At 63.5% G+C, this 21023-nt stretch carries 20 protein-coding genes and 2 tRNA genes; 11 read left to right on the top strand and 11 right to left on the bottom strand.

Annotated features, from left to right (window positions below):
- Nucleotides 1–23: 23 nt before the first annotated feature.
- Nucleotides 24–1988 (bottom strand): LCP family protein, encoded by a 1965-nt coding sequence (locus tag HMPREF3176_RS06525; protein WP_083286294.1) that lies wholly within the window; start codon nucleotides 1986–1988, stop codon nucleotides 24–26.
- A gap of 104 nt (nucleotides 1989–2092) precedes the next feature.
- On the opposite strand from HMPREF3176_RS06525, the gene galE reads away from it, so the two are divergent.
- Entirely contained in the window at nucleotides 2093–3058 is a 966-nt protein-coding gene (gene galE / locus HMPREF3176_RS06520) for a UDP-glucose 4-epimerase GalE (RefSeq protein ID WP_070459026.1), read from the top strand.
- Nucleotides 3059–3255: 197 nt separating this feature from the next.
- Here galE and HMPREF3176_RS06515 read toward each other — a convergent pair whose 3' ends face one another.
- On the bottom strand, nucleotides 3256–3558 hold the full coding sequence (locus HMPREF3176_RS06515) for a PTS sugar transporter subunit IIB (RefSeq protein WP_070459024.1): 303 nt from the start codon (nucleotides 3556–3558) through the stop codon (nucleotides 3256–3258).
- A complete protein-coding gene (locus HMPREF3176_RS06510) occupies nucleotides 3558–4040 on the bottom strand; it encodes a CarD family transcriptional regulator (protein ID WP_016663106.1) in 483 nt (160 codons plus the stop codon). The genes HMPREF3176_RS06515 and HMPREF3176_RS06510 overlap by 1 nt, the downstream gene beginning before the upstream one ends.
- A gap of 231 nt (nucleotides 4041–4271) precedes the next feature.
- On the opposite strand from HMPREF3176_RS06510, the gene HMPREF3176_RS06505 reads away from it, so the two are divergent.
- Nucleotides 4272–4745 carry a hypothetical protein gene (locus HMPREF3176_RS06505; protein WP_070459022.1) on the top strand — a complete coding sequence of 158 codons (474 nt, stop codon included), beginning with the start codon at nucleotides 4272–4274 and terminating at the stop codon, nucleotides 4743–4745.
- A gap of 287 nt (nucleotides 4746–5032) precedes the next feature.
- Here HMPREF3176_RS06505 and HMPREF3176_RS06500 read toward each other — a convergent pair whose 3' ends face one another.
- Nucleotides 5033–5410 carry a DUF4235 domain-containing protein gene (locus tag HMPREF3176_RS06500; RefSeq protein ID WP_070459020.1) on the bottom strand — a complete coding sequence of 126 codons (378 nt, stop codon included), beginning with the start codon at nucleotides 5408–5410 and terminating at the stop codon, nucleotides 5033–5035.
- Nucleotides 5411–5886: 476 nt separating this feature from the next.
- Complete coding sequence (gene phoU, locus HMPREF3176_RS06495) at nucleotides 5887–6564, bottom strand: phosphate signaling complex protein PhoU (RefSeq protein ID WP_070459018.1); 678 nt, start codon at nucleotides 6562–6564, stop codon at nucleotides 5887–5889.
- 59 nt (nucleotides 6565–6623) lie between these two features.
- On the opposite strand from phoU, the gene HMPREF3176_RS06490 reads away from it, so the two are divergent.
- The gene (locus tag HMPREF3176_RS06490) at nucleotides 6624–7895 is read left to right on the top strand and encodes a sensor histidine kinase (RefSeq protein ID WP_141742379.1); all 1272 of its coding nucleotides are present in this window, start codon (nucleotides 6624–6626) and stop codon (nucleotides 7893–7895) included.
- Between the two features lie 5 nt (nucleotides 7896–7900).
- Nucleotides 7901–8611 carry a response regulator transcription factor gene (locus HMPREF3176_RS06485; RefSeq protein WP_016663101.1) on the top strand — a complete coding sequence of 237 codons (711 nt, stop codon included), beginning with the start codon at nucleotides 7901–7903 and terminating at the stop codon, nucleotides 8609–8611.
- Nucleotides 8612–8624: 13 nt separating this feature from the next.
- Here HMPREF3176_RS06485 and trmB read toward each other — a convergent pair whose 3' ends face one another.
- The 6 genes from trmB to HMPREF3176_RS06455 all read right to left on the bottom strand — a co-directional run bounded on the left by trmB (nucleotide 8625) and on the right by HMPREF3176_RS06455 (nucleotide 14547).
- Entirely contained in the window at nucleotides 8625–9428 is an 804-nt protein-coding gene (gene trmB, locus HMPREF3176_RS06480) for a tRNA (guanosine(46)-N7)-methyltransferase TrmB (RefSeq protein WP_070459016.1), read from the bottom strand.
- Nucleotides 9421–9891, bottom strand: a complete 471-nt coding sequence (locus HMPREF3176_RS06475; RefSeq protein ID WP_083286293.1) for a QcrA and Rieske domain-containing protein — start codon at nucleotides 9889–9891, stop codon at nucleotides 9421–9423. Before HMPREF3176_RS06475 ends, trmB begins: the two co-directional genes overlap by 8 nt.
- A 184-nt stretch (nucleotides 9892–10075) precedes the next feature.
- Nucleotides 10076–12598, bottom strand: a complete 2523-nt coding sequence (locus HMPREF3176_RS06470; RefSeq protein WP_070459014.1) for a glycoside hydrolase family 65 protein — start codon at nucleotides 12596–12598, stop codon at nucleotides 10076–10078.
- Nucleotides 12595–13353, bottom strand: coding sequence for an HAD family hydrolase (locus HMPREF3176_RS06465; protein ID WP_070459012.1), 759 nt, complete (start codon nucleotides 13351–13353; stop codon nucleotides 12595–12597). The genes HMPREF3176_RS06470 and HMPREF3176_RS06465 overlap by 4 nt, the downstream gene beginning before the upstream one ends.
- A gap of 80 nt (nucleotides 13354–13433) precedes the next feature.
- Entirely contained in the window at nucleotides 13434–14117 is a 684-nt protein-coding gene (locus HMPREF3176_RS06460) for an NAD(P)H-binding protein (protein ID WP_070459010.1), read from the bottom strand.
- A 356-nt stretch (nucleotides 14118–14473) separates the two neighbouring features.
- A tRNA-Gly gene (locus HMPREF3176_RS06455) sits at nucleotides 14474–14547 on the bottom strand.
- 200 nt (nucleotides 14548–14747) lie between these two features.
- Between HMPREF3176_RS06455 and HMPREF3176_RS06450 the strand changes: the two genes are divergently transcribed.
- The 7 genes from HMPREF3176_RS06450 (at nucleotide 14748) to HMPREF3176_RS06420 (ending at nucleotide 20986) form a co-directional block, all read left to right on the top strand.
- Nucleotides 14748–14821 (top strand) — tRNA-Pro (locus HMPREF3176_RS06450).
- Between the two features lie 77 nt (nucleotides 14822–14898).
- Nucleotides 14899–16386, top strand: coding sequence for a trigger factor (tig, locus tag HMPREF3176_RS06445; protein ID WP_070459008.1), 1488 nt, complete (start codon nucleotides 14899–14901; stop codon nucleotides 16384–16386).
- Between the two features lie 100 nt (nucleotides 16387–16486).
- A complete protein-coding gene (locus HMPREF3176_RS06440; RefSeq protein WP_070459006.1) occupies nucleotides 16487–17734 on the top strand; it encodes an alpha-amylase family glycosyl hydrolase in 1248 nt (415 codons plus the stop codon).
- A 137-nt stretch (nucleotides 17735–17871) separates the two neighbouring features.
- Nucleotides 17872–18456 (top strand): ATP-dependent Clp protease proteolytic subunit, encoded by a 585-nt coding sequence (locus HMPREF3176_RS06435; RefSeq protein WP_051120673.1) that lies wholly within the window; start codon nucleotides 17872–17874, stop codon nucleotides 18454–18456.
- Nucleotides 18457–18482: 26 nt separating this feature from the next.
- On the top strand, nucleotides 18483–19139 hold the full coding sequence (locus HMPREF3176_RS06430) for an ATP-dependent Clp protease proteolytic subunit (protein ID WP_016663092.1): 657 nt from the start codon (nucleotides 18483–18485) through the stop codon (nucleotides 19137–19139).
- A gap of 137 nt (nucleotides 19140–19276) precedes the next feature.
- A complete protein-coding gene (clpX, locus tag HMPREF3176_RS06425; RefSeq protein ID WP_070459004.1) occupies nucleotides 19277–20587 on the top strand; it encodes an ATP-dependent Clp protease ATP-binding subunit ClpX in 1311 nt (436 codons plus the stop codon).
- A 54-nt stretch (nucleotides 20588–20641) separates the two neighbouring features.
- Nucleotides 20642–20986, top strand: a complete 345-nt coding sequence (locus tag HMPREF3176_RS06420) for a chorismate mutase (protein ID WP_016663090.1) — start codon at nucleotides 20642–20644, stop codon at nucleotides 20984–20986.
- Nucleotides 20987–21023: the final 37 nt, after the last annotated feature.

Genomic DNA, 21023 nt, shown 5'->3' with positions numbered 1-21023 from the left:
AGGGCGCTATTCGCGGTGAGGGGTTAGCCCATCGGGTCTTCGTTGCCCGGCATGCACGGTGCGAGTGGGTCCTGATTGACCGTCGGGGTCTTGGTCTCGCTCGAGTCGGTCGAGTCACCGTCGTTCGAGTCGCCATCGGTGGTCGGCTCAAGCGGAAGAACGATCCGGATCCGCTGTGGCGCCGAATTGCGAGCACCCGCACCCGAGGGCGTGCCACCCGCGGCGCCGCTTGAGGGCTTGCCGCTCACGGGCACCTCGCCGTAGCCGACCATCGAATCGGCAATCGACGCCTGCACCCACTTCTTGATGTACGGGTAGTCGGGGTTGCCCGAATGCGTCACGGTCGGGTTGATCGGGTACGACTTGAAGCCACCCTTTTGGATGCGCTGTGCAAGGTCCGCAAACGCCTCGACCTGGCCGCGCGGGATGTCCGTCTCGATATTGCGCTCGGTCGCACCGATCAGCTTCGGGATATTGAGCGCGAGCGAGGACACGTTCGCTTCTTCCGCGACGGTGCGCACGATGCGCTGCTGGCGGCAGTTGCGGTCGAAGTCGTTCGAGCCGTGGCGCGAGCGGGCATACCACAGGGCGTGGAAGCCATCGAGGTGCTGCCAGCCCTTCTTGACGTAACCCTCGACCTTCGACGCGCCGCCGCCGATCGGGATGTCACGCTCCACTTCGATATCGACGCCGCCGATCGCATCGACGAGGTCGGCGAAGCCCTGGAGGTTCACCATCGCGTAGTAGTCGACCTTGAGGCCAAGCGTTTCCTCGACGGCCATTGTGGTCGCAGTCAGACCCGGGTTGTTGTCGCCCGGGAATAGATCGGGCCGCACGCCCTCGGCCCACGACCAGACCGCGTTAATGAGGTTCTGGTCCTTGCCGAAATACGTGAAGCCGTCCGGGAACTCTTCCGCAGGAGCCGAACCCTTCGGGAAGCGCACGTACTGAAGGTTGCGAGGGATCGAGAAGAGCGCCGTGCGGCCCGTCTTCGTGTCGACCGAGGCGACCATGATGGTGTCGGGGCGAGTGCCCGTGCGGTCGGGACCGGCATCCTGGCCGAGCAGCATGATGTTGACGCGTTCGCGGTTCGCCCACGGATCGACGCCGGGGGCAAGCTTGTGTTTGTCCGAGCCCGCAAAAACCTTCGAGTTACCAAGCAGCGCTTGGGTGGCGTAGAGGCTATGGGCGGTGTACACGCCCGGAATCGCCACGACGAGTGCAAGCATGTAGGCGAGGGACCGCGACGCAGTGCGGGCGGGCCCGCGCAGCTTCTCGCGCACGTTGTGTAGCTGGTTCGTGAAGAAAATCGTCGAGACCCACGCGAGAGTGCCCACGATCACGGCAATGAGTGCGGCGATCACAACGGGGCGGCGCGTGCCGTAGCGGAACACGAGGGTGGCTGGATCACCAAACGCAAGGAGCGCGGCGCCGGCCCCCACGATGAGCACGGCGAGCACCATGAGCGCGATACCGAGCTTGCGCCACATGGTGGGGATGAGGCCGAATCCGGGGAACACGCTGCCGCTTGTCGTCCACACCGACGCTCGCGCGAGCGAGCCTTCCTCAAGACTCGTTCGACGGCCAATGCCGATGCTCGTGGGTGCGCCCGTGGGAATCGAATCGTCATCGTCGCGCGCAGCAGCGCCCTCGTGGCCGCGTGGGCGCACGTTCGGAAGCGGCTCGGTGCGCATCACGCCCTCGGGAAGCGGAGTCACGGCCGCGCCCTCGGCGAGGCGGGCAACAGTCCCAGGCTTCTTCGTTTCGGTGGCGGTTCCGACGGCTGCCTCAGCCCTCGTGCTGCCGGGCTTCGGGAATTGAGAAGCCTGCCTGCGGGAGAGGTCGAAACCATGCTCCCGCTGCGCCGCCTCATGGCGTTCCCGGGCGTTTTTTTGTGCGATCGAATCGGCCTTGGTGGGCCTCACGTATCGATGTCGACCCGCGCTGCGCTTGGGCAGTGTGGGTTCGGACGATTCTGGCACGGTCATGCCCGTCAGTTTACGGCGCGAAATTTCTATTTCGTGGTTGCGGCGTGTGATTTGCGTGGAGATTCCGGGGAGGTTCCAGAGGGTGGGGCGTTTAGACTGAGGCCATGACAACTTTGGTTATTGGTGGTGCAGGTTACATTGGCGCACACGTTGTGCAGCTTCTTCTCGAGCGCGGCGAGTCCGTCGCCGTTGTCGATGATCTCTCGACTGGTTTTCGCAACCGCATCGGCGATGCTCCGCTCATTGAGCAGGACGTCACCGCCGACGGCGCCGTTGAGGTTCTCGAGCGCGAGATGCGCGAGCGCGGTGTGAAGGCCGTGATCCATTTCGCTGCCCACAAGCAGGTGGGCGAATCCGTCGAAAAGCCCGAAATGTACTGGCACGACAACATCGGCGGCCTCGCCAACGTGCTCGAAGCAGCGGCGCGTGCAGGCGTCCGCGACTTCGTTTTTAGCTCCTCCGCGGCCGTGTACGGCACGCCCGATGTTGACCTCGTCGATGAGGAACTCGAGTGCCGACCCATCAACCCCTACGGCGCGACCAAGTACGTGGGCGAATGGATGCTTGCCGACGCCGAGCGCGCTCACGGCATGCGCACCGTCGCCCTGCGCTACTTCAATGTGGCAGGCGCGGGCGCCCCCGAGCTCGCCGACACCCTCGTGATGAACCTCGTGCCGATCGTGCTCGACGCGCTCGAAAGCGGGAAGACCCCGAAGGTATTCGGCAACGACTACGACACGCCCGACGGCACGTGCATCCGCGATTACGTTCACGTTGAGGATCTCGCCGACGCGCACGTCGCCGCCCTCGGCTACCTCGAAAACGACGAGCGCGAGCACCGCGTGTTCAACGTGGGCACCGGAAAGGGCTCGAGCGTTCTCGAAGTGATCGACGCGATCGGCCGCGCTAAGGGCATCGAAATCACGCCCGAGATTGCGCCGCGCCGCGCGGGCGACCCGGCCCGACTCGTGTGCTCGACCGAGCGCATCGAGAAGGCGCTTGGCTGGAAGAGCTCGAAGGACCTCGACGACATCGTGCGTTCGGCGGTCGAGGCGACGACCTGCCACTGATACCGCCGCGCGTCGCCGTTCGCGATTTTGCATTTCTCGGGAGGGATCATGAATAAACCTGCCTCTTCGAGGCTCACGGGCGGGTAAACGCCGGGATTTTTCATAATTTGTGACGCCAAAGTGCCCCTGCCTTCGTTTTGTGCAGGGGCACTTTGCTCTAGTGAGGTATGGCGCGCCGAGTCGAGCCGGTGCTTGGCCTAGTTCGAGTCAGTGTTCGTCGGGTCGAAACCGAGCAGCTCGTCGAGAGCTTCGAAAGTCACCCGGGAATTTGTGCCGAGCAAAAGAGGCATACCGCTCAACTGGGGGATGCCGATCGATGAGGGAATCGTGACCGTCGTGACAATCGCATCGGCGGAAAACTGCGGCGACAGCAAATCCATCACGGTTGCCTGCGTAACGTTCACGTCAATCTTGCGAACGTCGTAATGCGCCTCGATGCGCTTGCGGATCACCGAGGAGGTCGCCACCCCGGCGCCGCACACAACCGCGACATGTTTCATCAGGACGCGAGAACCTCGTCGAGAATTTCCTCGGCGCGCTCAGGCGAGCAATCCTCTGCAAGCGCGAGCTCGGAGGTGAGAATCTGGCGGGCCTTCGAGAGCATTCGCTTCTCACCCGCGCTCAAACCGCGGTCCTGATCGCGGCGCCACAGGTCACGAACGACCTCGGCAACCTTCTTGATGTCACCCGAGGCAAGCTTCTCCACATTCGCCTTATAGCGGCGCGACCAGTTCGTGGGCTCCTCAACATAAGGCTGGCGAAGCACCTCGAAAACCTCTTCGAGGCCCTTTTGGTCGACGACATCGCGCACGCCCACCATGTCAACATTCTCCGCGGGCACTTCAATGGTGAGATCGCCCTGCGCAACCTTGAGCTTCAGGTACTTCTTGACCTTGCCCTTGATGGTGCGCTCGTTGACTTCTTCGATGAGCGCCGCACCGTGGTGCGGGTAGACGACTGTTTCGCCGACATTAAAATTCATGAGTTCAGGTCCCTTTCGTCCAGCAGCCATTCTAACATCCACGTGTGTGCTATATTTCGCCGCCACATAATTGGGCGGTGGCGCCCGAGTGTGGGGTAGTCTGTGAGGGTGCTGCTAGCGCGGCGGTTTCCCCTCCGGGTGGGCTCTTAGTCCCGGCCGGGAAGTCCCGCTTCGCGACGCAAACCATTACGTCATCGACAACTACGTGACCTCAAAATCGCAGGAGTCAGAGTGAAACTTCGTCCCCTCTCCCGCGCTGCCGCGCTCATGGGCATCGCCGCCTTCAGCCTCAGCGGTTGTGCCTATTTCAACCCGACGCAAACCCACCACTTCTACCAGCCGGCAGAGGGCGCCCTCCTCAACTTCACGCCCGAAGGTGCCTCGAAGCCCGTCGGCGTCCGCAATCTCCTCGCTGTCAAAGGGGCGAACGGCGTACAGGTCACCGGCGCAATCGTGAATCAATCGACCGAGGATTTCACCGTCAGCCTCGCCTTCGTCGAGGGCGCTAACGGCAGCGCGAGCATCAACGTGCCCGCCGGAGAAACCATCAAGATTGGCGGCGAGGGTGTCGACCCCATCCAGGTCACGACCTCGAAGAAGCCGGGTGACAACCTTTTCGTCGACATCACCGTTGGCAACGAGACGCAGCGCCTCACCGTGCAGCTGCTCGACGAATCTCTCGAATACCTTGCGCCAGAAAAATAGTCGACGCTGAATTCATGTGGCGGCCCTGCATCGCGGGGCCGCTTGCTTTTTAACTCGAGAGCCCGCTGGCTCTGTGCCTCGCGTCCTCTTTTTGGAAGTGGTGAAAAACGGCGTTAACTGCCCCTTTTTCATGGCTTCAAATGGCTGTTTTTCACCACTTTGGATCTGTGGGCGCGTGGTGGGGTCTTGAAGTAGTGACGAATCAGAAGGGCAAGGACGCAGCTAGAGAGTCAAGACGGCAAAAGCCCGGCCCCATGAGGCCGGGCTTCCATGTGGGTGGTAGCTATTTAGCCGCGGTTCGCGCGTGGGCGACGCGCGACGAGACGCTCGGCCCCCGACTGCGCGCCCTTCTTCGCCACCTGCTGCAGGCCCGAAATGACAACGCCGGACAGGATCGTGAAGAGGGCGACCTTCCAAGCGTCAACGTCCTCGTACTCGCTCGTCATGGCCTTGATCTCGGCCTTCGACGCGCCATCCTTCTTTGCCTGCTTCTGGCGAGCCTTGAGGTTCTTCTTCGCCTGTTTCTCGAACTTCGAGTCAGGAACTTCCTCGTCGAAAGCGCGATGCCAGCCGGCCTCGAGCGCCTTCTTCGCGAGGATCGACGTGCCAATCCCGGCAACCGTCACAATAGCGCCGACCAGGGGATTGCTGGGCTTCGAGGGCATGGGAACTCCTGTCGCTGTTGATGCGGGTACCGCCACAGGTTACCGGGAGAATCTGGAACGAGTTAGGGTTCCGACGGTTGCCTAGCCCCGGTGATTCTCGCTTTGCTCGCTGAGCAACGCCAACGCCGGAGTCGCGGCAGGTGATACGTCGACTGATTTCTGCCTGGTGCTCCTTCTCGTTATCTCTCCTGCACCGTCGGTCATCGGAACCGTCGACTATCGGAACTATGGCGACACTTGTGTCTCCCGCAGCTTCCTAAGTGGTGATTTTTAGCCACCTCACGTGCGATATCGAGGGGGTAGACGCCGTTTTTCACCACTTTGAAAGAGGCGAGGGGGAAGGCGGGCGGGGGAGAGGGAGAGGATGGCGCGAGGCGGCAGCAAAAGCGGGGCCCCGGTCAGAAGCCGGAACCCCGCTTTTTACTGAAAAACTGAGCGCCCAGGAGTGCGGCGCCGCTAAGGAATCGCTTTGCGGATCAGAACTCGTCGACGTCCGTGTGCGGGTTGTGCGAGTCGAGCGCATCGCCCGTCACGAGGAACACCACGCGGCGCGCAATCGAGACAGCGTGGTCGCCAAGGCGCTCGTAGAAGCGAGCGAGCAGCGCAAGGTCAACGGACTCCTTGACGGAGTAGGAAGCACCCTCGGCGGAGAGCGCGGCGTAAACCTCCTCCATGGCGCGATCCACGTTGTTGTCGCGTTCTTCGATGACGGCGGCGAGGGCAATGTCGTAGCTCTCGAGAACCTTCCCGGCGTCGTGGACGGCGTTGAGGCTGAGATCGGCGAGCGTCTCGATGGTCGGCTTGAGGTCGGCGGGGATGACCTCGTTCGGGTGGCGGCGGCGCAGCACAAGCGCGATGTGAGCGGCGAGATCGCCCATGCGCTCAAGCGACGCGCTCATGCGGAGCGTCGCAACGACTGTGCGCAGGTCCGTAGCGACGGGGGACTGAGTCGCGAGGACGTCAACGGCCTTCTCGTCGAGCTCCGCCTGGAGATCGTCGATCTCCTGGTCGCGGACGATGACCTTCTCGGCAAGCGCGAGGTCGCCGGTGAGCAGCGCCTTCGAGGCGTCCTCGAGTGCGGTGGCGACGAGGGAGTTCATCTCCATCAGGCCATCGCGCAGGACCTGAAGTTCATTCTGGAATGCTGCACGCATCGGATCGTCCTTTTCTGTAGGGGCAGTAATGCACCTCCCATTTTCCCGGTGGGAAGTGAATGTTCGCAAACCCCAAGGTGAATAACCAGGAAACGAAATTGGGTTCGATGGGGCGCAGGGAGCCGTCGGACCCCGAGACCGCGTACCCTGGTGGGGTGAATTCCGTTGCTCTCCTCTTCGTCGCTGCCGCGTGCGGTCTTGTGGCGGGAGTTGTGGCGACCTACGCGGCGCTGCGTGGAAGCCGGCCCGTGCCGGAACCGGCGAAGCCGGTCGTCCCGGAGCCCACCTCCGAAGTGCTGTCGATCCTCTCGAGCGCGTACGTGCTGCTCGATTCGAGCGGCGACGTCCTGCGCGCCTCACCCCTTGCCTACAGCTACGGCCTCGTGCGTACCACCGGCGGGGACTACCCGAGGCTCGCACACCGCGATCTCATCGACATCGTCACCCAGGTCTCGCGCCAAGGCGGCTTCCGCGAGCAGATGCTGACGAACGAGAAAACCACCCGCTCAGATCAGAACACGCCCACCGTAGTGAGCGTGCGTGTGGGCGCCCTCAGCAGCTCGCGGCGAATCCTCGTGCTTGCCGACGACCTCTCGAAGCAGTCTCGCGTCGAAGAAACGCGTCGTGACTTCGTCGCGAACGTCTCGCACGAACTGAAAACCCCCGTCGGCGCCTTGACGCTCCTCGCGGAAACGATGGAGGACGCCGCAGACGACCCCGAAGCCGTGCGCCGCTTCGCGGGTCGTATGCAAACGGAATCGCGGCGTCTCTCGCTCCTCGTGCAGGAAATCATCGAGCTGTCGCGCGTGCAGGGGGCGCAATCTTTTGCCGACGCCTCCACGGTCGACGTCGACTCCGTGATTGCCGAAGCTGTTGCCCTCAACCAGAACCTCGCCTCGGGCCACGGCATGACGATCCAGTCCGGTGGCACGCAAAACCTTGAGGTTTTCGGAAGCTCGACGATGCTGACCACGGCACTGTCGAATCTGATCATGAACGCGATTACGTATTCACCGCCGAATACCCTCATCGGCGTATCGACCCGCAGCCATAACGGCATGGTCGAAATCTCCGTGAAGGATGAGGGGATCGGCATCTCGCCCGAAAATATGGAACGCATTTTTGAGCGTTTCTACCGCGTGGATAAGGCACGCTCCCGTGCGACCGGCGGCACCGGCCTTGGCCTGTCGATCGTGAAGCACATTGCGAGCAACCACGGGGGCGAAGTCACAGTATGGTCGAAGGAGGGCTCAGGATCGACGTTCACACTTCGAATCCCCGAGCTCGCCGACGATTCACCACGGGATCTGCCCATTCACACAGGAGAATAGGAAACATGGCACGCATCCTCATTGTTGAAGACGAGGAGAGTTTCTCGGACGCGCTCAGCTACTCGCTGCGCAAGGAGGGATACGAGGTCGCGGTGGCGAACACCGGCGACCGAGGGCTCGCGGTGTTCCAGGTGCACGGGGCCGACCTCGTGCTTCTCGACCTCATGCTTCCCGGTATGAGCGGCACCGATGTGTGCCGTGAGATTCGCAAGACCTCGAGCGTGCCCGTCATCATGCTCACCGCGAAAGATGACGAGTTCGATAAGGTTCTGGGCCTCGAGCTCGGCGCCGACGACTACGTGACGAAGCCGTATTCGTCGCGCGAACTGCTCGCTCGCATCAAAGCCGTTCTTCGCCGCGGCGAGCAGCAGAAGGCACCCGGCCAGGACAGCGTTGAAGACGAGGCCGTGCTGACGGCCGGCGGGATCGAGATGAACGTCGATCGGCACGTTGTGCGGGTGCGTGGCGTGGACACGCCGCTTCCGCTCAAGGAGTTCGAGCTTCTCGAGATTCTTCTGCGCAACGCCGATCGTGTTCTCACGCGCGGCCAGCTCATCGATCGCGTGTGGGGCTCAAACTACGTGGGCGACACGAAAACTCTCGACGTGCACATCAAGCGCTTGCGCGCGAAGATCGAGGTCAATCCGAAGAGCCCGGAGCTCATCGTGACGGTGCGCGGCCTCGGCTACAAGTTCGAGTCGCCCGCCGAGGCCTAACCCGTCGGAGCGCTTACGCTTTTTGGTAGGCGAATTCCCATACGAGGCGCCCAGCCGCCGTTGCCTTCTTCTCGAAGGCGGTGCGCACGCGCCCGTCGAACCGCGGCGCGAACCCTACGTTCGGCATTGCGTCGCTCACCGAGTCAGACGCGGTGCCCTCGGGCCTCGGCCCTGACGGGTGGAGGTTCACGAGCAGCCCCTCGGCCGCGACGGTCTCGAAAGCGGCGTGCTGGTGCTCGGCGTAGTCAGCCCAGTCGGTCGCGGTGCGAATAATTCCGCCCGGCTCGAGGAGCGTCGTGAGGGCCCGCAGGAACTCGGGAGAGATCAGCCGACGCTTGTGGTGCTTTGTTTTGTGCCACGGGTCTGCGAAGAAGATCCACACTTCACGGATCGATTCGGGCCCGAGGAGCGTGGGCAGGGAGTTTTCGGCGTCGACCTCGAGCATTTTCACGTTGCGGGGCAGACCCAGGCGCTCGAGGTGGAGCATCGTTTGGGCAAGACCCGGCTTGTACACCTCGAGTGCGAGGAAGTTTTCGCTCGGGCGCGAGGCTGCCGCGGCGGCGATGCAATCGCCCTGCCCGGAGCCGATCTCCACAATGAGCGGGTTCGCATTCCCGTACAGTTCCGAAACGGACAGTCGCACGGAAGGGTCGGCGAGAGTCGAGCGAGCCCCGCGCGGAACGTCCACGACGTACTGAGCGGCATGCGCCTGCCACGCGCGCTCCTGGGCGGCGCTCAGGCGGGAGCCGCGACGCACGAAGCTGACGACCTCGCGCCGAACTCGCCCGTCGCTCGTGAGATTCGAGGCCTCAGGCACGGGTGACCTTGCCGTCGGTGACCTTGAGGGCCACTTCGGTCAGGGGTTTCTCGGCGGGGCCGCCCTTGACGTCTCCCGTTTGAGAATCAAACGTCGAATCGTGGCACGGGCAGTGAAGCACGGGCCCCTCGGGGTTGAGGGCGCAGCCCTGGTGCGTGCAGTACGCCTCGAAGCCGTGGAGGTCATCGCCGCTTCCACGGACGACGGCGACGAATGCCTTTTGACCACCGAAGTTCACGATGGTCGTCTGGTTTTCGGGAAGGTCCTCGAGGGAAACGGCGCCCGAGTCGTCGACCTGGACTTCCTTTGCCTTGAGGCCGCCGCGATCCGGGCCGCAGCCGGCGAGGGCGAGCGCGGCCGCACCGGTCAGGCCGAGCGCGCCGAGATCGCGCCGCTTCACGCACGGCGGCAGCTCACGGGTGGGCTCGGCGGGAAGGTCAGCACGGACGATGCGCGGTTTCATGGGTCTCTCTCGGGTTGGAACGGCGGGCAAATGGCGGGCACGGGCACCCGATCACGGGTCACGTCCACGCGGGTACGGCCCGCGTGTGCGTGCCACGGCCTTTCAGGGGGTGCGGGGCGCCCCGCGTAGGGGAAGGTCCGACGCCTGCCGGGCAAGCGTCGGACCCCAATTTTATCCCCGGACCCTAGCCTTCGTGCTCCTCACACGCCGCCTCCGGGTACTCCCACGGCGAGTTCGGGTCGGGCACGGTCGAGGTGATGAGGGTGCCGTCGGCGCGTGAATCGCCAACGTAGTGCGCCTCGATGTCGCCGTCCTGGAGGACGGGACCCTGGCCGTGAAGAGGAACCCTCACGCTCTCATTCGTGATGCGGACCGTTTCGCCGCGCACGCTGACCTCGAGCTCCTCGCCCTCCTCGAGCGTGAAGGTGATGTCGCCCTTCGTGATCCGGACGGTGAAGCGGCTGCCGCGCACGGTGAGGGGGAACTCAAGGGCGGGCCATTCCTCGGGAAGGCGCGGGTCGAAGCTGATCTCGCCGTCGTTGAAGCGCATGCCGCCAAAGCCTGCGACGAGGCCGTTCCACACGCCGCCCGCGGAGGCGATATGAACGCCATCCTTCGTGTTTTTGTGCAGGTCGGCCAGGTCAACGTAGAGGCCCGTGAGGAAGTAATCGAGGGCGAGATCCTGGTGGCCCACCTCTGCAGCCATGATCGATTGGACAACTGCGGAAAGAGTCGAGTCGCCGGTCGTGATCGGGTCGTAGTACTCGAAGTTCGCCTTCTTGTGCTCGGTCGTGAATTCGGCACCGCGCAGGTAGGTCGCGAGAACGACGTCCGCCTGCTTGATGACCTGGAAGCGGTAGATCACGAGCGGGTGGTAGTTGAGCAAAAGCGGGAAACGGTCGGCCGGGGTGGACTTGATGTCCCACACCTCGCGATCGAGGAAGCGGTCGTCCTGAGGGTGGATGCCCATCGTTTCGTCGAACTCGATGTACATGCCGTCGGCGCACGCCTGCCACTCGTCGATCTCGCGCTCGTCGAGGTCGATTTTTTGCACGAGCGCGCGGTAGGCCTCGGGGAGGCGTTCGCGCAGATCGAGCAGTGTGCGAGCGGCCCGCTCGAGGTTGTATTTCGCCATGACGTTCGTGAACAGGTTGTTGTTCACGACAGTCGTGTATTCGTCGGGCCCGGTCACGCCGTGGATGTGGAACGTCTGCTCGCCATTGGTACGCCAGAAGCCAAGATCGGCCCACATGCGAGCGGTCTCCGCAAGGACTTCGGCGCCTTGGAGGTCGAGGAAGCTCGTATCGCCCGTGATGTCGTTGTAGGTGGCGAACGCCCACGCGATGTCCGCGTCGATGTGGTACTGCGCGGTTCCGGCCGCGTAGTAGGCACTCGCCTCGTCGCCGTTAATGGTGCGCCACGGGAAGAGGGCACCGCGCTGGTTGAGCTCACGGGCTCTCTCGCGGGCCGCATCGAGAAGGTTCACTCGGAAGCGCAGGGCATTGCGTGCCCATTCAGGCGAGGTGAAGGTGAGGAACGGGACGACATAGATGTCGGTATCCCAGAAGTAGTGGCCTTCGTAGCCGGAGCCTGTCATGCCTTTCGCGGGGACGCCTGCTTGGTCGGCACGAGCGGCGGCTTGTGCGAGCTGGTAGATGCACCAGCGGGCCGCCTGCTGCACGGCACTTTGGCCCTCGATGCGGATGTCCGAGCGTTCCCAGAAGCTTTCGAGAAATTCCCGCTGCGCGTCGTGGTAGTGCTCAAGCGTGTACTTGTGCACGCGGTCGAGCGTGCGGCGGCATCGATCCTGGAGCTCGCGCACCGGCACACTCGACGCAAAGTGATAGGCGACGGCCTTCTTGACGAGGAATTTCTCGCCCTCGGGCAACTCGCCACGCATGATGAAACGGCCCATGTCGTCGTCGATCTTGACGAGACTCTGGAAGTCGATTTCCGTCTCGACTGCGTGGTCGGCGGCAACGCCAACGCCGATTCCAGAGTGGGCGGTGCGATAGCCCATGAGCACGCGGTCGCCGGAGGCGTGATTGTCTTCCGGGATCAGCACGCGCGTGTCAAACGACGTGGTTTGCCGCGGATCGTACTTGTTCTCGCCGGCACGCGGGGCCGTCGCGGGCGCGGCATCGACGTTGAGGTCCTGGCGGTTGATGATTTGGGAAGAGATCGCGATCGGGGCGCTTCCCTTGACCATTTCGACCTCGAGGGACATGAGCGCGAGGTGGCGGTCGGTGAAACTCACCATGCGGCTAGAGCGCACGCGCACCTGGGCACCGCTCGGGGTGCGCCACAGAAGATCACGGCGCAGAACGCCTTCGCGGAAGTCGATCCAGCGCTTGTATTCGAGGAGGTCGCTCGTGGAGACGTTGAGCGGCTCGTCGTCGACGTAAAGCTTGATGACGGTCGAATCGGGCGCGTTCACGATGGTCTGCCCGGTCTTCGCGAAGCCGAACGCGTTCTCCGCGTGCTTGATCGGCCAGGTTTCGTGGAACCCGTTGAGGAACGTGCCGTGACTTGCGACGTCACGACCCTCCTCGGGCGTGCCGCGCATGCCGAGATAGCCGTTGGCGGTCGTGAAAATCGTTTCGAGGAAACCGAGCTGTGCGCCGGGGCGCGACTCGACGAGCTGCCATTCATCCACGGGCAGGTGGACCCTGTCCATGGGGTCGGCGGAGACTTTATGGATGCTCATGCCAGCTCCTTGAGGTCGTCAACAACGATGGTGGCGCCGGCTTCGGCGAGTGCCTCGTGGCCCACGCCGCGGTTGACGCCGATGACGGCACCGAAGTTGCCCGCGGCCCCGGCCTGCACGCCGCTCGTGGCGTCTTCAAGCACGACGGCTTTCTCGGCGGGCACGCCCACGAGCTTCGCGCCGTAAAGGTAGGTGTCGGGGGCGGGTTTGCCGGGGATCGAGTGTTCGGCGGCGACGTTGCCGTCCACGATCACCTCGAAGCGTTCGAGCAGTCCAGCGGCCTTCAGCACGGTGCGGGCATTCTTCGAGCTCGAGACGATCGCGATTTTCGCGGTTTCGGGCAGCGAGTCAAGGAACGCGAGCGTGCCGGGATACGGCTCGACCCCTTCCTGCTCGAGGATGTCGAGCACGAGGGCGTTCTTGCGGTTACCGAGGCCGCAGACGGTCATGGCGGCGGGGGCGTCGTCGGGATTTCCTTCGGGCAGGTTAATCCCGCGGGAGGCGAGGAAACTCCTCACGCCGTCGTAGCGCGGCTTGCCATCCACGTACGTGAAGTAGTCCATGTCGGTGTATTTGGCCTGCCCCTCGTAGTCCACGAGCACCTGGTTGAACATACGACTCCAGGCTCGCATGTGGACGTCGGCGGTGGGGGTGACGACCCCGTCGAGGTCGAAAAGGTAGGCGTCAAAGCTAGCCGCGTTGAAGGAAGCGGCGGGCGTGGGATCTTGGGGAGCGTTCGTCGCGTTCTCAGTCACGGAATAACTGTAGGTGGCGGGGCTGAACGGTGTCGCACAGTTTCGTCGAGTGGTGTGGGGTTTTTGAGTTTTCTCTCCCGCTACCCCTCGCTGAGCACGTCTTCTCGGCCGATTCCATCCTCGTAGCGGGAGGCGAGGATGGCGCGGGCAGCGTTGGCGGCAGTGATGTCGGCGCTCGCGGTCGGCGCGTACGCGGCGGGCGTGCGCTGGACGGACGCGGGCCCGGGTGCCACGAGTATCGGCGGGTGCAGGAGAAGCGTCGTGTCCAGACCCGAGAGCCGCACGAGCTCGAGGGCACGGCGGGCAGCCAGCAGGGATGGGTCTGGTGTTCCGACGGTTGCCCACGCTCGCGTTGCTCTTTCGGCGAGGGAGCGTTCGCGGCGCGGAGCTTCGGCCTCGCGCGTGCCGTGCACGGTGCAGCGGAGGGCATCGAGTGGCGCCGTTGCGATGAGCCGGCGAATTCCAGCGCGCCGCATCGCGCGAACAGTGCTGGCGGCGAGCTTTTCGGCATCCTCGTGGGCCTCGAGAACGAGGAAGACCGCTGTTGCGCCGTGGAGTCGAGCGGCGTACTCCTCGAGGGCGTCGGGGATCGCCGCGTAGGTGATTGCACGCGAAAAACGCGTGAGGTGTTCGGGCTGGGCGCTCAGCGCCACTACATCGCCGCCGTCCCGAAGGGCGAGGTAGGCCTCGCTCACGAGAGCGTCGCCGAGGGGGCTCGCGGCGTCAACGATCGCGAGCGCTTCGCGGGGCTGGGGTGTGCTCATGGGCGGAACCTTTCTTCGCTGTAGAGGCGCGAGGGGAGGCGCCGGAATGCGGGAGCGGGGGTTGTCCCGCGGCGAGCCCATGGATCTCTTTGGCGCCCGACCCCCTTCTTGGAGCCGCATCACTTCCCCATATCGAGATAGTTAAGCGACATCATCAGCCTACTCATGGAGAGTGAGCGGTGCTGTCATAGCGCTAGTGCACTAAGGAGGGGTCTGCGTGAGAGCGCAGAGAATCGTGGGGCGGCATTCGCGATGAGTCCCGCGTTGCGTTCGAGGTTAGCTGTCGGGCGAGAGCCGTGCGCGCGCTGAGCGGGGTCGAAACCCCCACAAGGTCTATGCAATCCGGGAGGGGGAGATGGAGCGGGTGACGGGAATCGAACCCGCGTAATCAGTTTGGAAGACTGAGGCTCTACCATTGAGCTACACCCGCGAGAAGCGCCCGAGCGCTTCAGGGATCCATCTTGCCACATGCCGCGCCCTTGCCCAAGGCGTGGACGTGCGGCGTGAGGAATGTATCTCGTCACATCGCGCGAGTGATGTCGCAGCGCCCTCAGGTGGCGGCGGGTAAACTTGGCTGGGTTGCCATAACGGCTTTTGCGGTTCGAAGGAACGTTGGCCGGTGTGGTGGACCGGGATGTAGCTCAGCTTGGTAGAGCGTCCGCTTTGGGAGCGGAAGGTCGCAGGTTCAAATCCTGTCATCCCGACGTCGCAGGGGCCGCCACGTGGCGTGGCTCCGGTTACCGACTTTGAAATACGAGAACTACTACGAGGAGACTTGCACGTGAAGACTGCAGTCGAGAAGCTGAGCGCGACCCGCGTGAAGCTTAACGTTGAGGTTCCTTTTGAGGAACTGAAGCCCGCGATCGATCAGGCCGCGAAGAAGATTGCCAAGGATGTGCAGCTTCCCGGCTTCCGTAAGGGCAAGGTTCCCACGTCGCTCATCGAGAAGCGTTTCGGTAAGCCCGCGATCATCCAGGAAGCCGTGAATGACGCGCTTCCGGGCTACTACCAGCAGGCCGCTGCCGAGGCCGAACTCAAGCCGGCAGGCCGTCCTGAAGTTGAGGTCAAGGAAGTTCCGGGCCTCGACGGCTCGGAAGAGGGCAACCTCGTGTTCGTTATCGAGCAGGATGTGCGCCCGGAGATCGAACTTCCCACCTTCTCCGACCTCGAGATCGAGATCGAGGAGCCCGTCGTTGACGACGACGCAGTGGAGATGCGCCTTACCGCGCTGCGCGAGCGCTTCGGCACCCTCAAGGGTGTGGATCGCCCCGCTGAGGACGGCGACTTCGTGTCGATCGACATGGTCGCAAAGATCGACGATGAAGAGATCGACACCGTCGAGGGCGTCTCGTACAACATTGGCGAGGGCAACATGCTCGAGGGCCTCGACGAAGCGCTGATCGGCCTTTCGGCCGGCGAGACCACGACCTTCACGTCGAAGCTTGCCGGTGGCGACCGCGCTGGTGAGGAAGCACAGATCACCGTGACCGCGCAGAGCGTGAAGGTGCGCGAGCTTCCCGAGGCTGACGACGAGTTCGCCGAGCTCGCGTCGGAGTTCGACACGATCGACGAGCTCAAGGCTGACCTCAAGGCCCAGGCGGAGAAGGATGCCGAGGGCAACCGCGTGGCGCTTGCCCGCAATGCGCTGCTTGAAAAGCTCCTCGAGGACATCGAGATCGAGGTTCCCGAGCAGCTCGTCAAGGACGAGATCGAGGCGCACCTCGAGAACGAGGGCAAGAACGCTGATGATCCTCACGGCGAGGAGATCAAGGATGACACGGTCAAGGCGATCCGTGCGCAGTTCCTCCTCGATGCGATCCTCGAAACGCGCGAGGTCGAGGTGGGCCAGGAAGACCTCATGGGCTTCATGTCCCAGATGGCCGCGCAGTACGGCATGGACCCGAACACCTTCCTCCAGGCTGTCGCGCAGGGTGGTCAGCTCGAGCAGATCTTCGCTGAGGTGCAGCGCTCGAAGGCTCTGGACGACGCCCTTGCTGAGGTGACGGTCAAGTCGAGCGAAGGCAAGGTTCTTGACCTGGGCCTTTCGAAGGGTGAGGAGTCCGACGCTTCCTCGGCCGACGAGGACGCCAAGGACGAGGGCAAGAAGAAGGCCCCCGCTAAGAAGGCTGCTGCAAAGAAGCCCGCGGAAAAGAAGGCCGCCGAGAAGAAGCCGGCCGCCAAGAAGGCCCCTGCTAAGAAGGCTCCGGCGAAGAAGGCGACCACCAAGAAGGCCGCTGAAAAGTCCGAGGACAAGGGCGAGGACAAGTAAGTCCCGCACTATTCCTAGAGGGGCGGCCCCTCTTCGCGAAAGCGGAGATGGGGCCGCTACCCTTTTAAGAGCGCGGCGCCGCGCGAAGGAGGAGACAGTCATGGCTTGGATCGATCACGCCCTGTGGTGGCACGTCTACCCGCTTGGCTTCACGGACGCCCCTATCCGTGCAGAGGATTCGCGCACCGGCCGCGGGCTCGACCACCTCACAAGCTGGCTCGATTACGTGCAGGAACTCGGCCTCAACGGCATCGCCCTCGGCCCCATTTTCGCGTCGAGAACTCACGGCTACGACACGCTCGATTACCTGAGAATCGACCCGCGCCTCGGAGATGACGCCGCATTCGATCGGTTCCTTAGCGCGTGCAAGGAGCGGGGGATTCGCGTGCTCCTCGACGGCGTGTTCTCGCACGTCTCGACCGATTTCGAGCCGCTTCGCCGGGAGCTCGAAAGCCCTGCCGAAACTGCCGCCGCGCGCGAGTTCGATATCGACATGGATGCCGACGGTGGCCCGGCTCCACGCGTGTGGGAGGGGCACGGGGAGCTTGCCCGCTTCAACCACGACAGTGCGGCTGCAAAGGACCGCATCGAGCACGTCATGCGGCACTGGCTCGAGCGGGGGATCGACGGCTGGCGCCTGGATGCCGCCTACTCGGTCCCGGCGCACTTCTGGAAGGCGATCATCCCGGGCCTTCGCCGGGACTTCCCGGAAGCCTACTTCTTCGCGGAAATCATCCACGGCGACTACGCCGAGTTCGTCAAGGACGCCGGAGTTGATTCGGCAACCGAATACGAGCTGTGGAAGGCGATCTATTCGAGCATTGAGCAGAAGAATCTGTTCGAACTCGAGTGGACCCTTGGGCGTCACAACACGTTCCTCGAGCACTTCGTTCCGTACACGTTCGTGGGTAATCACGACACGAGCCGCATCGCGAGCGTGCTTGGCGCAGATGGCGCGCTTACGGCCCACGCGATTCTTTACACGCTCGGGGGCTGCCCCGCGCTCTACTACGGCGACGAGCAAGCGTTCCGCGGCATTAAAGAAGAACGGATCGGCGGAGACGACGACGTGCGCCAGGCCTTCCCCGATTCGCCCCGCGACTTCTTTGGCGAAGGCCTCGCCATGCGCGACGCGATCGCCGGACTCATCGGCGTACGCCGCGCCGAGCCGTGGCTCGTGACCGCACGCACCGAAGTGCTCGCCATCGCGAATGAACACATGACGTACCGCGCCCACGAGCACGGGGGAGAGCGATTCATCGACGTTGACATCACCCTTGAGGAGATGCCCCGCGTGACGATTCGAGATGCGCACGGAACAGTGCTGTGGTCCCAGCCGCAGCTGTAGCGAGGCAAGCGTCGGAACTGCGCCCCTGGCGAACACAGGGGCCGAGACCCCTCGCGCTCGCTAAGGTTGAGGGGTACGAAATTTCAAGACACAAGGAGTGCACCGTGACCCAGCACAGCGTGAACGCGGCCGGTGAGATGCCGCTTGGCCTCGACGACAATGTGTACCAGCGGCTCCTGCGCGAGCGCATCGTGTGGCTCGGCTCAGATGTTCGCGACGACAACGCGAACGCCATCTGCGCGAAGCTGCTCCTACTCGCGGCAGAGGACCCGGACAAGGACATCTTCCTCTACATCAACAGCCCCGGCGGTTCGATCACCGCAGGCATGGCTATCTACGACACGATGCAGTACATCAAGCCAGATGTCGTCACGGTCGCCATGGGCATGGCCGCCTCGATGGGGCAGTTCCTGCTGAGCTCCGGCACCCCCGGTAAGCGTTTCGCGACGCCCCACACGCGTATTCTCATGCACCAGCCGCTCGGCGGCCTCGGTGGCACCGCGTCCGAGATCAAGATCCAGGCCGATCTGATCCTCTCGATGAAGCAGCAGATGGCCGAGATTACCGCTGAGCAGACCGGCAAGAGCGTCGAGCAGATCATTGCCGACGGCGACCGCGACCACTGGTTCACCGCCCCCGAAGCCCTCGAATATGGCTTCATCGACCGGATCGTCTCCGCAGCCGGCGACGTGACCGGCGATGGCGGCATGGACGAGAACTGACGCGGCGAAACTAAAGGAGTACAACCATGACTTTTGAGCCCTCCATGAAGGCCGGCCACATGCCGAGCGCACGCTACGTGCTGCCCACCTACGAGGAGCGCACGGCCTACGGCTTCAAGCGCCAGGATCCGTACGCGAAGCTTTTCGAGGATCGCATCATCTTCCTCGGCGTCCAGGTGGACGACGCCTCGGCGGACGACGTGATGGCGCAGCTACTCGTGCTCGAGTCCCAGGATCCGGACCGCGACATCACCCTGTACATTAACAGCCCGGGTGGATCGTTTACGGCGCTCACGGCGATCTACGACACGATGCAGTACATCAAGCCTGATGTGACGACCGTGTGCCTCGGCCAGGCGGCCTCCGCCGCCGCGGTGCTGCTCGCGGCCGGCGCCCCTGGCAAGCGCCTCGCGCTTCCGAACGCACGCATCCTCATTCACCAGCCCGCGATGGGCGGCCAGGGCGGCGGTCAGGCCTCGGACATCGAGATTCAGGCCAACGAAATTCTGCGCATGCGCGAGTGGCTCGAGGACACCCTCGCCCACCACTCGGGTCGTGACCGCGAGGAGATCCACCGCGACATCGAGCGCGACAAGATCCTCACCGCCCAGGGCGCGCTCGAGTACGGCCTCATCGACCAGGTGCTCCAGCGCCGCAGCGAGCAGGCGCAGCTCGGCCAGTAAGCGCTGCACACCCGTGAACGGGCCGGGGAGGTGCGCCACAGCGACACACGCTCGCTGGTGCGCCTCCCCGTTTCCATGCATCCCTGCCGCTAGTGTGGCAAGGGCCCGAAAACTTCCCCGGGAAGGACTCCTCCTCCATGGCACAGATTGGTGATTCGAGCGAGATCTATAAGTGCTCGTTCTGCGGCAAGTCGCAAAAGCAGGTTGAGCGGCTCATCTCCGGCCCTCACGTGTACATTTGCGAGGAATGCATCGAGCTGTGCAACGAGATCATCGCTGAGGAAACCGAGGCCGCGGAGAAGAAGGAAGAGCAAGCCAAGGAGCTCGAGCTCCCGAAGCCCAATGAAATCTTCGACTTCCTCGAGACTCACATCGTTGGCCAGGAGACCGCGAAGCGCGCCCTTTCCGTCGCGGTGTACAACCACTACAAGCGTGTGATCGCGAGTGAAACGAAGGATTCGGGCATCGGCACCGACATCGACGAAGTCGAGGTCGCAAAATCGAACGTGCTGGTCGTGGGGCCCACGGGTTGTGGAAAAACCTACCTCGCGCAAACCCTCGCGAAGCTCCTGAACGTACCGTTTGCGATGGCTGATGCCACCGCGCTCACGGAAGCCGGCTACGTGGGTGAGGACGTCGAAAACGTTCTTCTCAAACTGCTTCAGGCTGCCGACTGGGACGTCAAGCGCGCCGAGCGCGGCATCATCTATATTGACGAGATCGACAAGATCGGCCGCAAAGCGGAAAATCCGTCGATTACACGCGACGTTTCCGGTGAGGGCGTCCAGCAGGGCCTACTCAAGATCCTCGAAGGGACGGTCTCGGCCGTGCCGCCGCAGGGCGGGCGGAAGCATCCGCAGCAGGACTACGTGCAGCTCGACACCACCAACGTGCTGTTTATTGTCGCGGGCGCGTTCGCGGGTATCGAGGACATCATCAGCAACCGCATCGGTAAGCGTGGCATCGGCTTTGGGAGCCAACTTCACACCCCGCTCGATGAGCAGGAGATTTACGCGAAAATCCTCCCGGAAGACCTCCTCAAGTTCGGGCTCATCCCCGAGTTCATCGGGCGCCTTCCCGTGCTGACGTCGGTCACGAACCTCGACCGTGAGGATCTCACCCGCATCCTGATCGAGCCGAAAAACGCGCTCGTCAAGCAGTACCAGAAGATGTTCGCCCTCGACGAGGTCGAGCTCGACTTCGAGCAGCTTGCACTCGAGGCCATCGCCAATCGCGCTCTCGAGCGTGGAACGGGCGCGAGGGGCCTTCGCGCGATCATGGAGGAAATCCTCCAGCCCGTGATGTTCGAGGTGCCCTCACGCGACGATGTCGTGAAGATCGTCATCACCGAGGCCGTCGTGACCGAGGGGCGCGAGCCGCTCATGCTCACTCGCGCCGATTCCGCCGCCGAAAGCAGCGATACGAAGAAGCGCCGTCGCAGCGCGTGACGCTTTATGGCCGAAGGCCTTTACTCACCCGGCTTCGCCTGGAAGGCTTAGCGCATGAATGATTCTCCAGCGACCCCAAGTGCCGGGACCCACGTCACCGACGAACAGATCGCCCGCGCCCGGGAGGTCCTCGGCCAGCACCGACGCTCGATCGACAATATCGACGCGGCCCTCGTGCATCTCCTCGCCGAACGCTTCAAGTTCACGCAGGCCGTGGGCGCCCTCAAGGCAGAGCACGGCCTTCCCGCTGGCGACCCGGATCGCGAAAAACACCAGGTCGAGCGTCTTACGCGACTTGCCGAAGAGTCTGGTCTCGACCCGGTGTTTACGCAGCGTTTTCTGCATTTCCTCGTCACCGAGGTGATTCGTCACCATGAGCGGATTGCCGCGGAGAAGTAGCGGAATTGATGGGGCCGCCCGGCGCTGAGTGCGCCAA

Origin of the sequence: Dermabacter sp. HMSC08H10 (assembly GCF_001807585.1) — a bacterium.
GTDB classification, from domain to species: Bacteria; Actinomycetota; Actinomycetes; order Actinomycetales; family Dermabacteraceae; genus Dermabacter; species Dermabacter hominis.
Note: the sequence above shows the minus strand (reverse complement) of the source record. Positions and strands in the feature narration are given on the sequence as shown.

Excerpts from the sequence above, each read along its gene's own strand:
- HMPREF3176_RS06525 (WP_083286294.1), bottom strand. The coding sequence starts at position 1,988 with ATGACCGTGCCAGAATCGTCCGAACCCACACTGCCCAAGCGCAGCGCG.
- galE (WP_070459026.1), top strand. The coding sequence starts at position 2,093 with ATGACAACTTTGGTTATTGGTGGTGCAGGTTACATTGGCGCACACGTT.
- HMPREF3176_RS06515 (WP_070459024.1), bottom strand. The coding sequence starts at position 3,558 with ATGAAACATGTCGCGGTTGTGTGCGGCGCCGGGGTGGCGACCTCCTCG.
- HMPREF3176_RS06510 (WP_016663106.1), bottom strand. The coding sequence starts at position 4,040 with ATGAATTTTAATGTCGGCGAAACAGTCGTCTACCCGCACCACGGTGCG.
- HMPREF3176_RS06500 (WP_070459020.1), bottom strand. The coding sequence starts at position 5,410 with ATGCCCTCGAAGCCCAGCAATCCCCTGGTCGGCGCTATTGTGACGGTT.
- phoU (WP_070459018.1), bottom strand. The coding sequence starts at position 6,564 with ATGCGTGCAGCATTCCAGAATGAACTTCAGGTCCTGCGCGATGGCCTG.
- HMPREF3176_RS06490 (WP_141742379.1), top strand. The coding sequence starts at position 6,624 with ATGTTCGCAAACCCCAAGGTGAATAACCAGGAAACGAAATTGGGTTCG.
- HMPREF3176_RS06485 (WP_016663101.1), top strand. The coding sequence starts at position 7,901 with ATGGCACGCATCCTCATTGTTGAAGACGAGGAGAGTTTCTCGGACGCG.
- HMPREF3176_RS06475 (WP_083286293.1), bottom strand. The coding sequence starts at position 9,891 with ATGAAACCGCGCATCGTCCGTGCTGACCTTCCCGCCGAGCCCACCCGT.
- HMPREF3176_RS06470 (WP_070459014.1), bottom strand. The coding sequence starts at position 12,598 with ATGAGCATCCATAAAGTCTCCGCCGACCCCATGGACAGGGTCCACCTG.
- HMPREF3176_RS06460 (WP_070459010.1), bottom strand. The coding sequence starts at position 14,117 with ATGAGCACACCCCAGCCCCGCGAAGCGCTCGCGATCGTTGACGCCGCG.
- HMPREF3176_RS06440 (WP_070459006.1), top strand. The coding sequence starts at position 16,487 with ATGGCTTGGATCGATCACGCCCTGTGGTGGCACGTCTACCCGCTTGGC.
- HMPREF3176_RS06435 (WP_051120673.1), top strand. The coding sequence starts at position 17,872 with ATGCCGCTTGGCCTCGACGACAATGTGTACCAGCGGCTCCTGCGCGAG.
- HMPREF3176_RS06430 (WP_016663092.1), top strand. The coding sequence starts at position 18,483 with ATGACTTTTGAGCCCTCCATGAAGGCCGGCCACATGCCGAGCGCACGC.
- clpX (WP_070459004.1), top strand. The coding sequence starts at position 19,277 with ATGGCACAGATTGGTGATTCGAGCGAGATCTATAAGTGCTCGTTCTGC.
- HMPREF3176_RS06420 (WP_016663090.1), top strand. The coding sequence starts at position 20,642 with ATGAATGATTCTCCAGCGACCCCAAGTGCCGGGACCCACGTCACCGAC.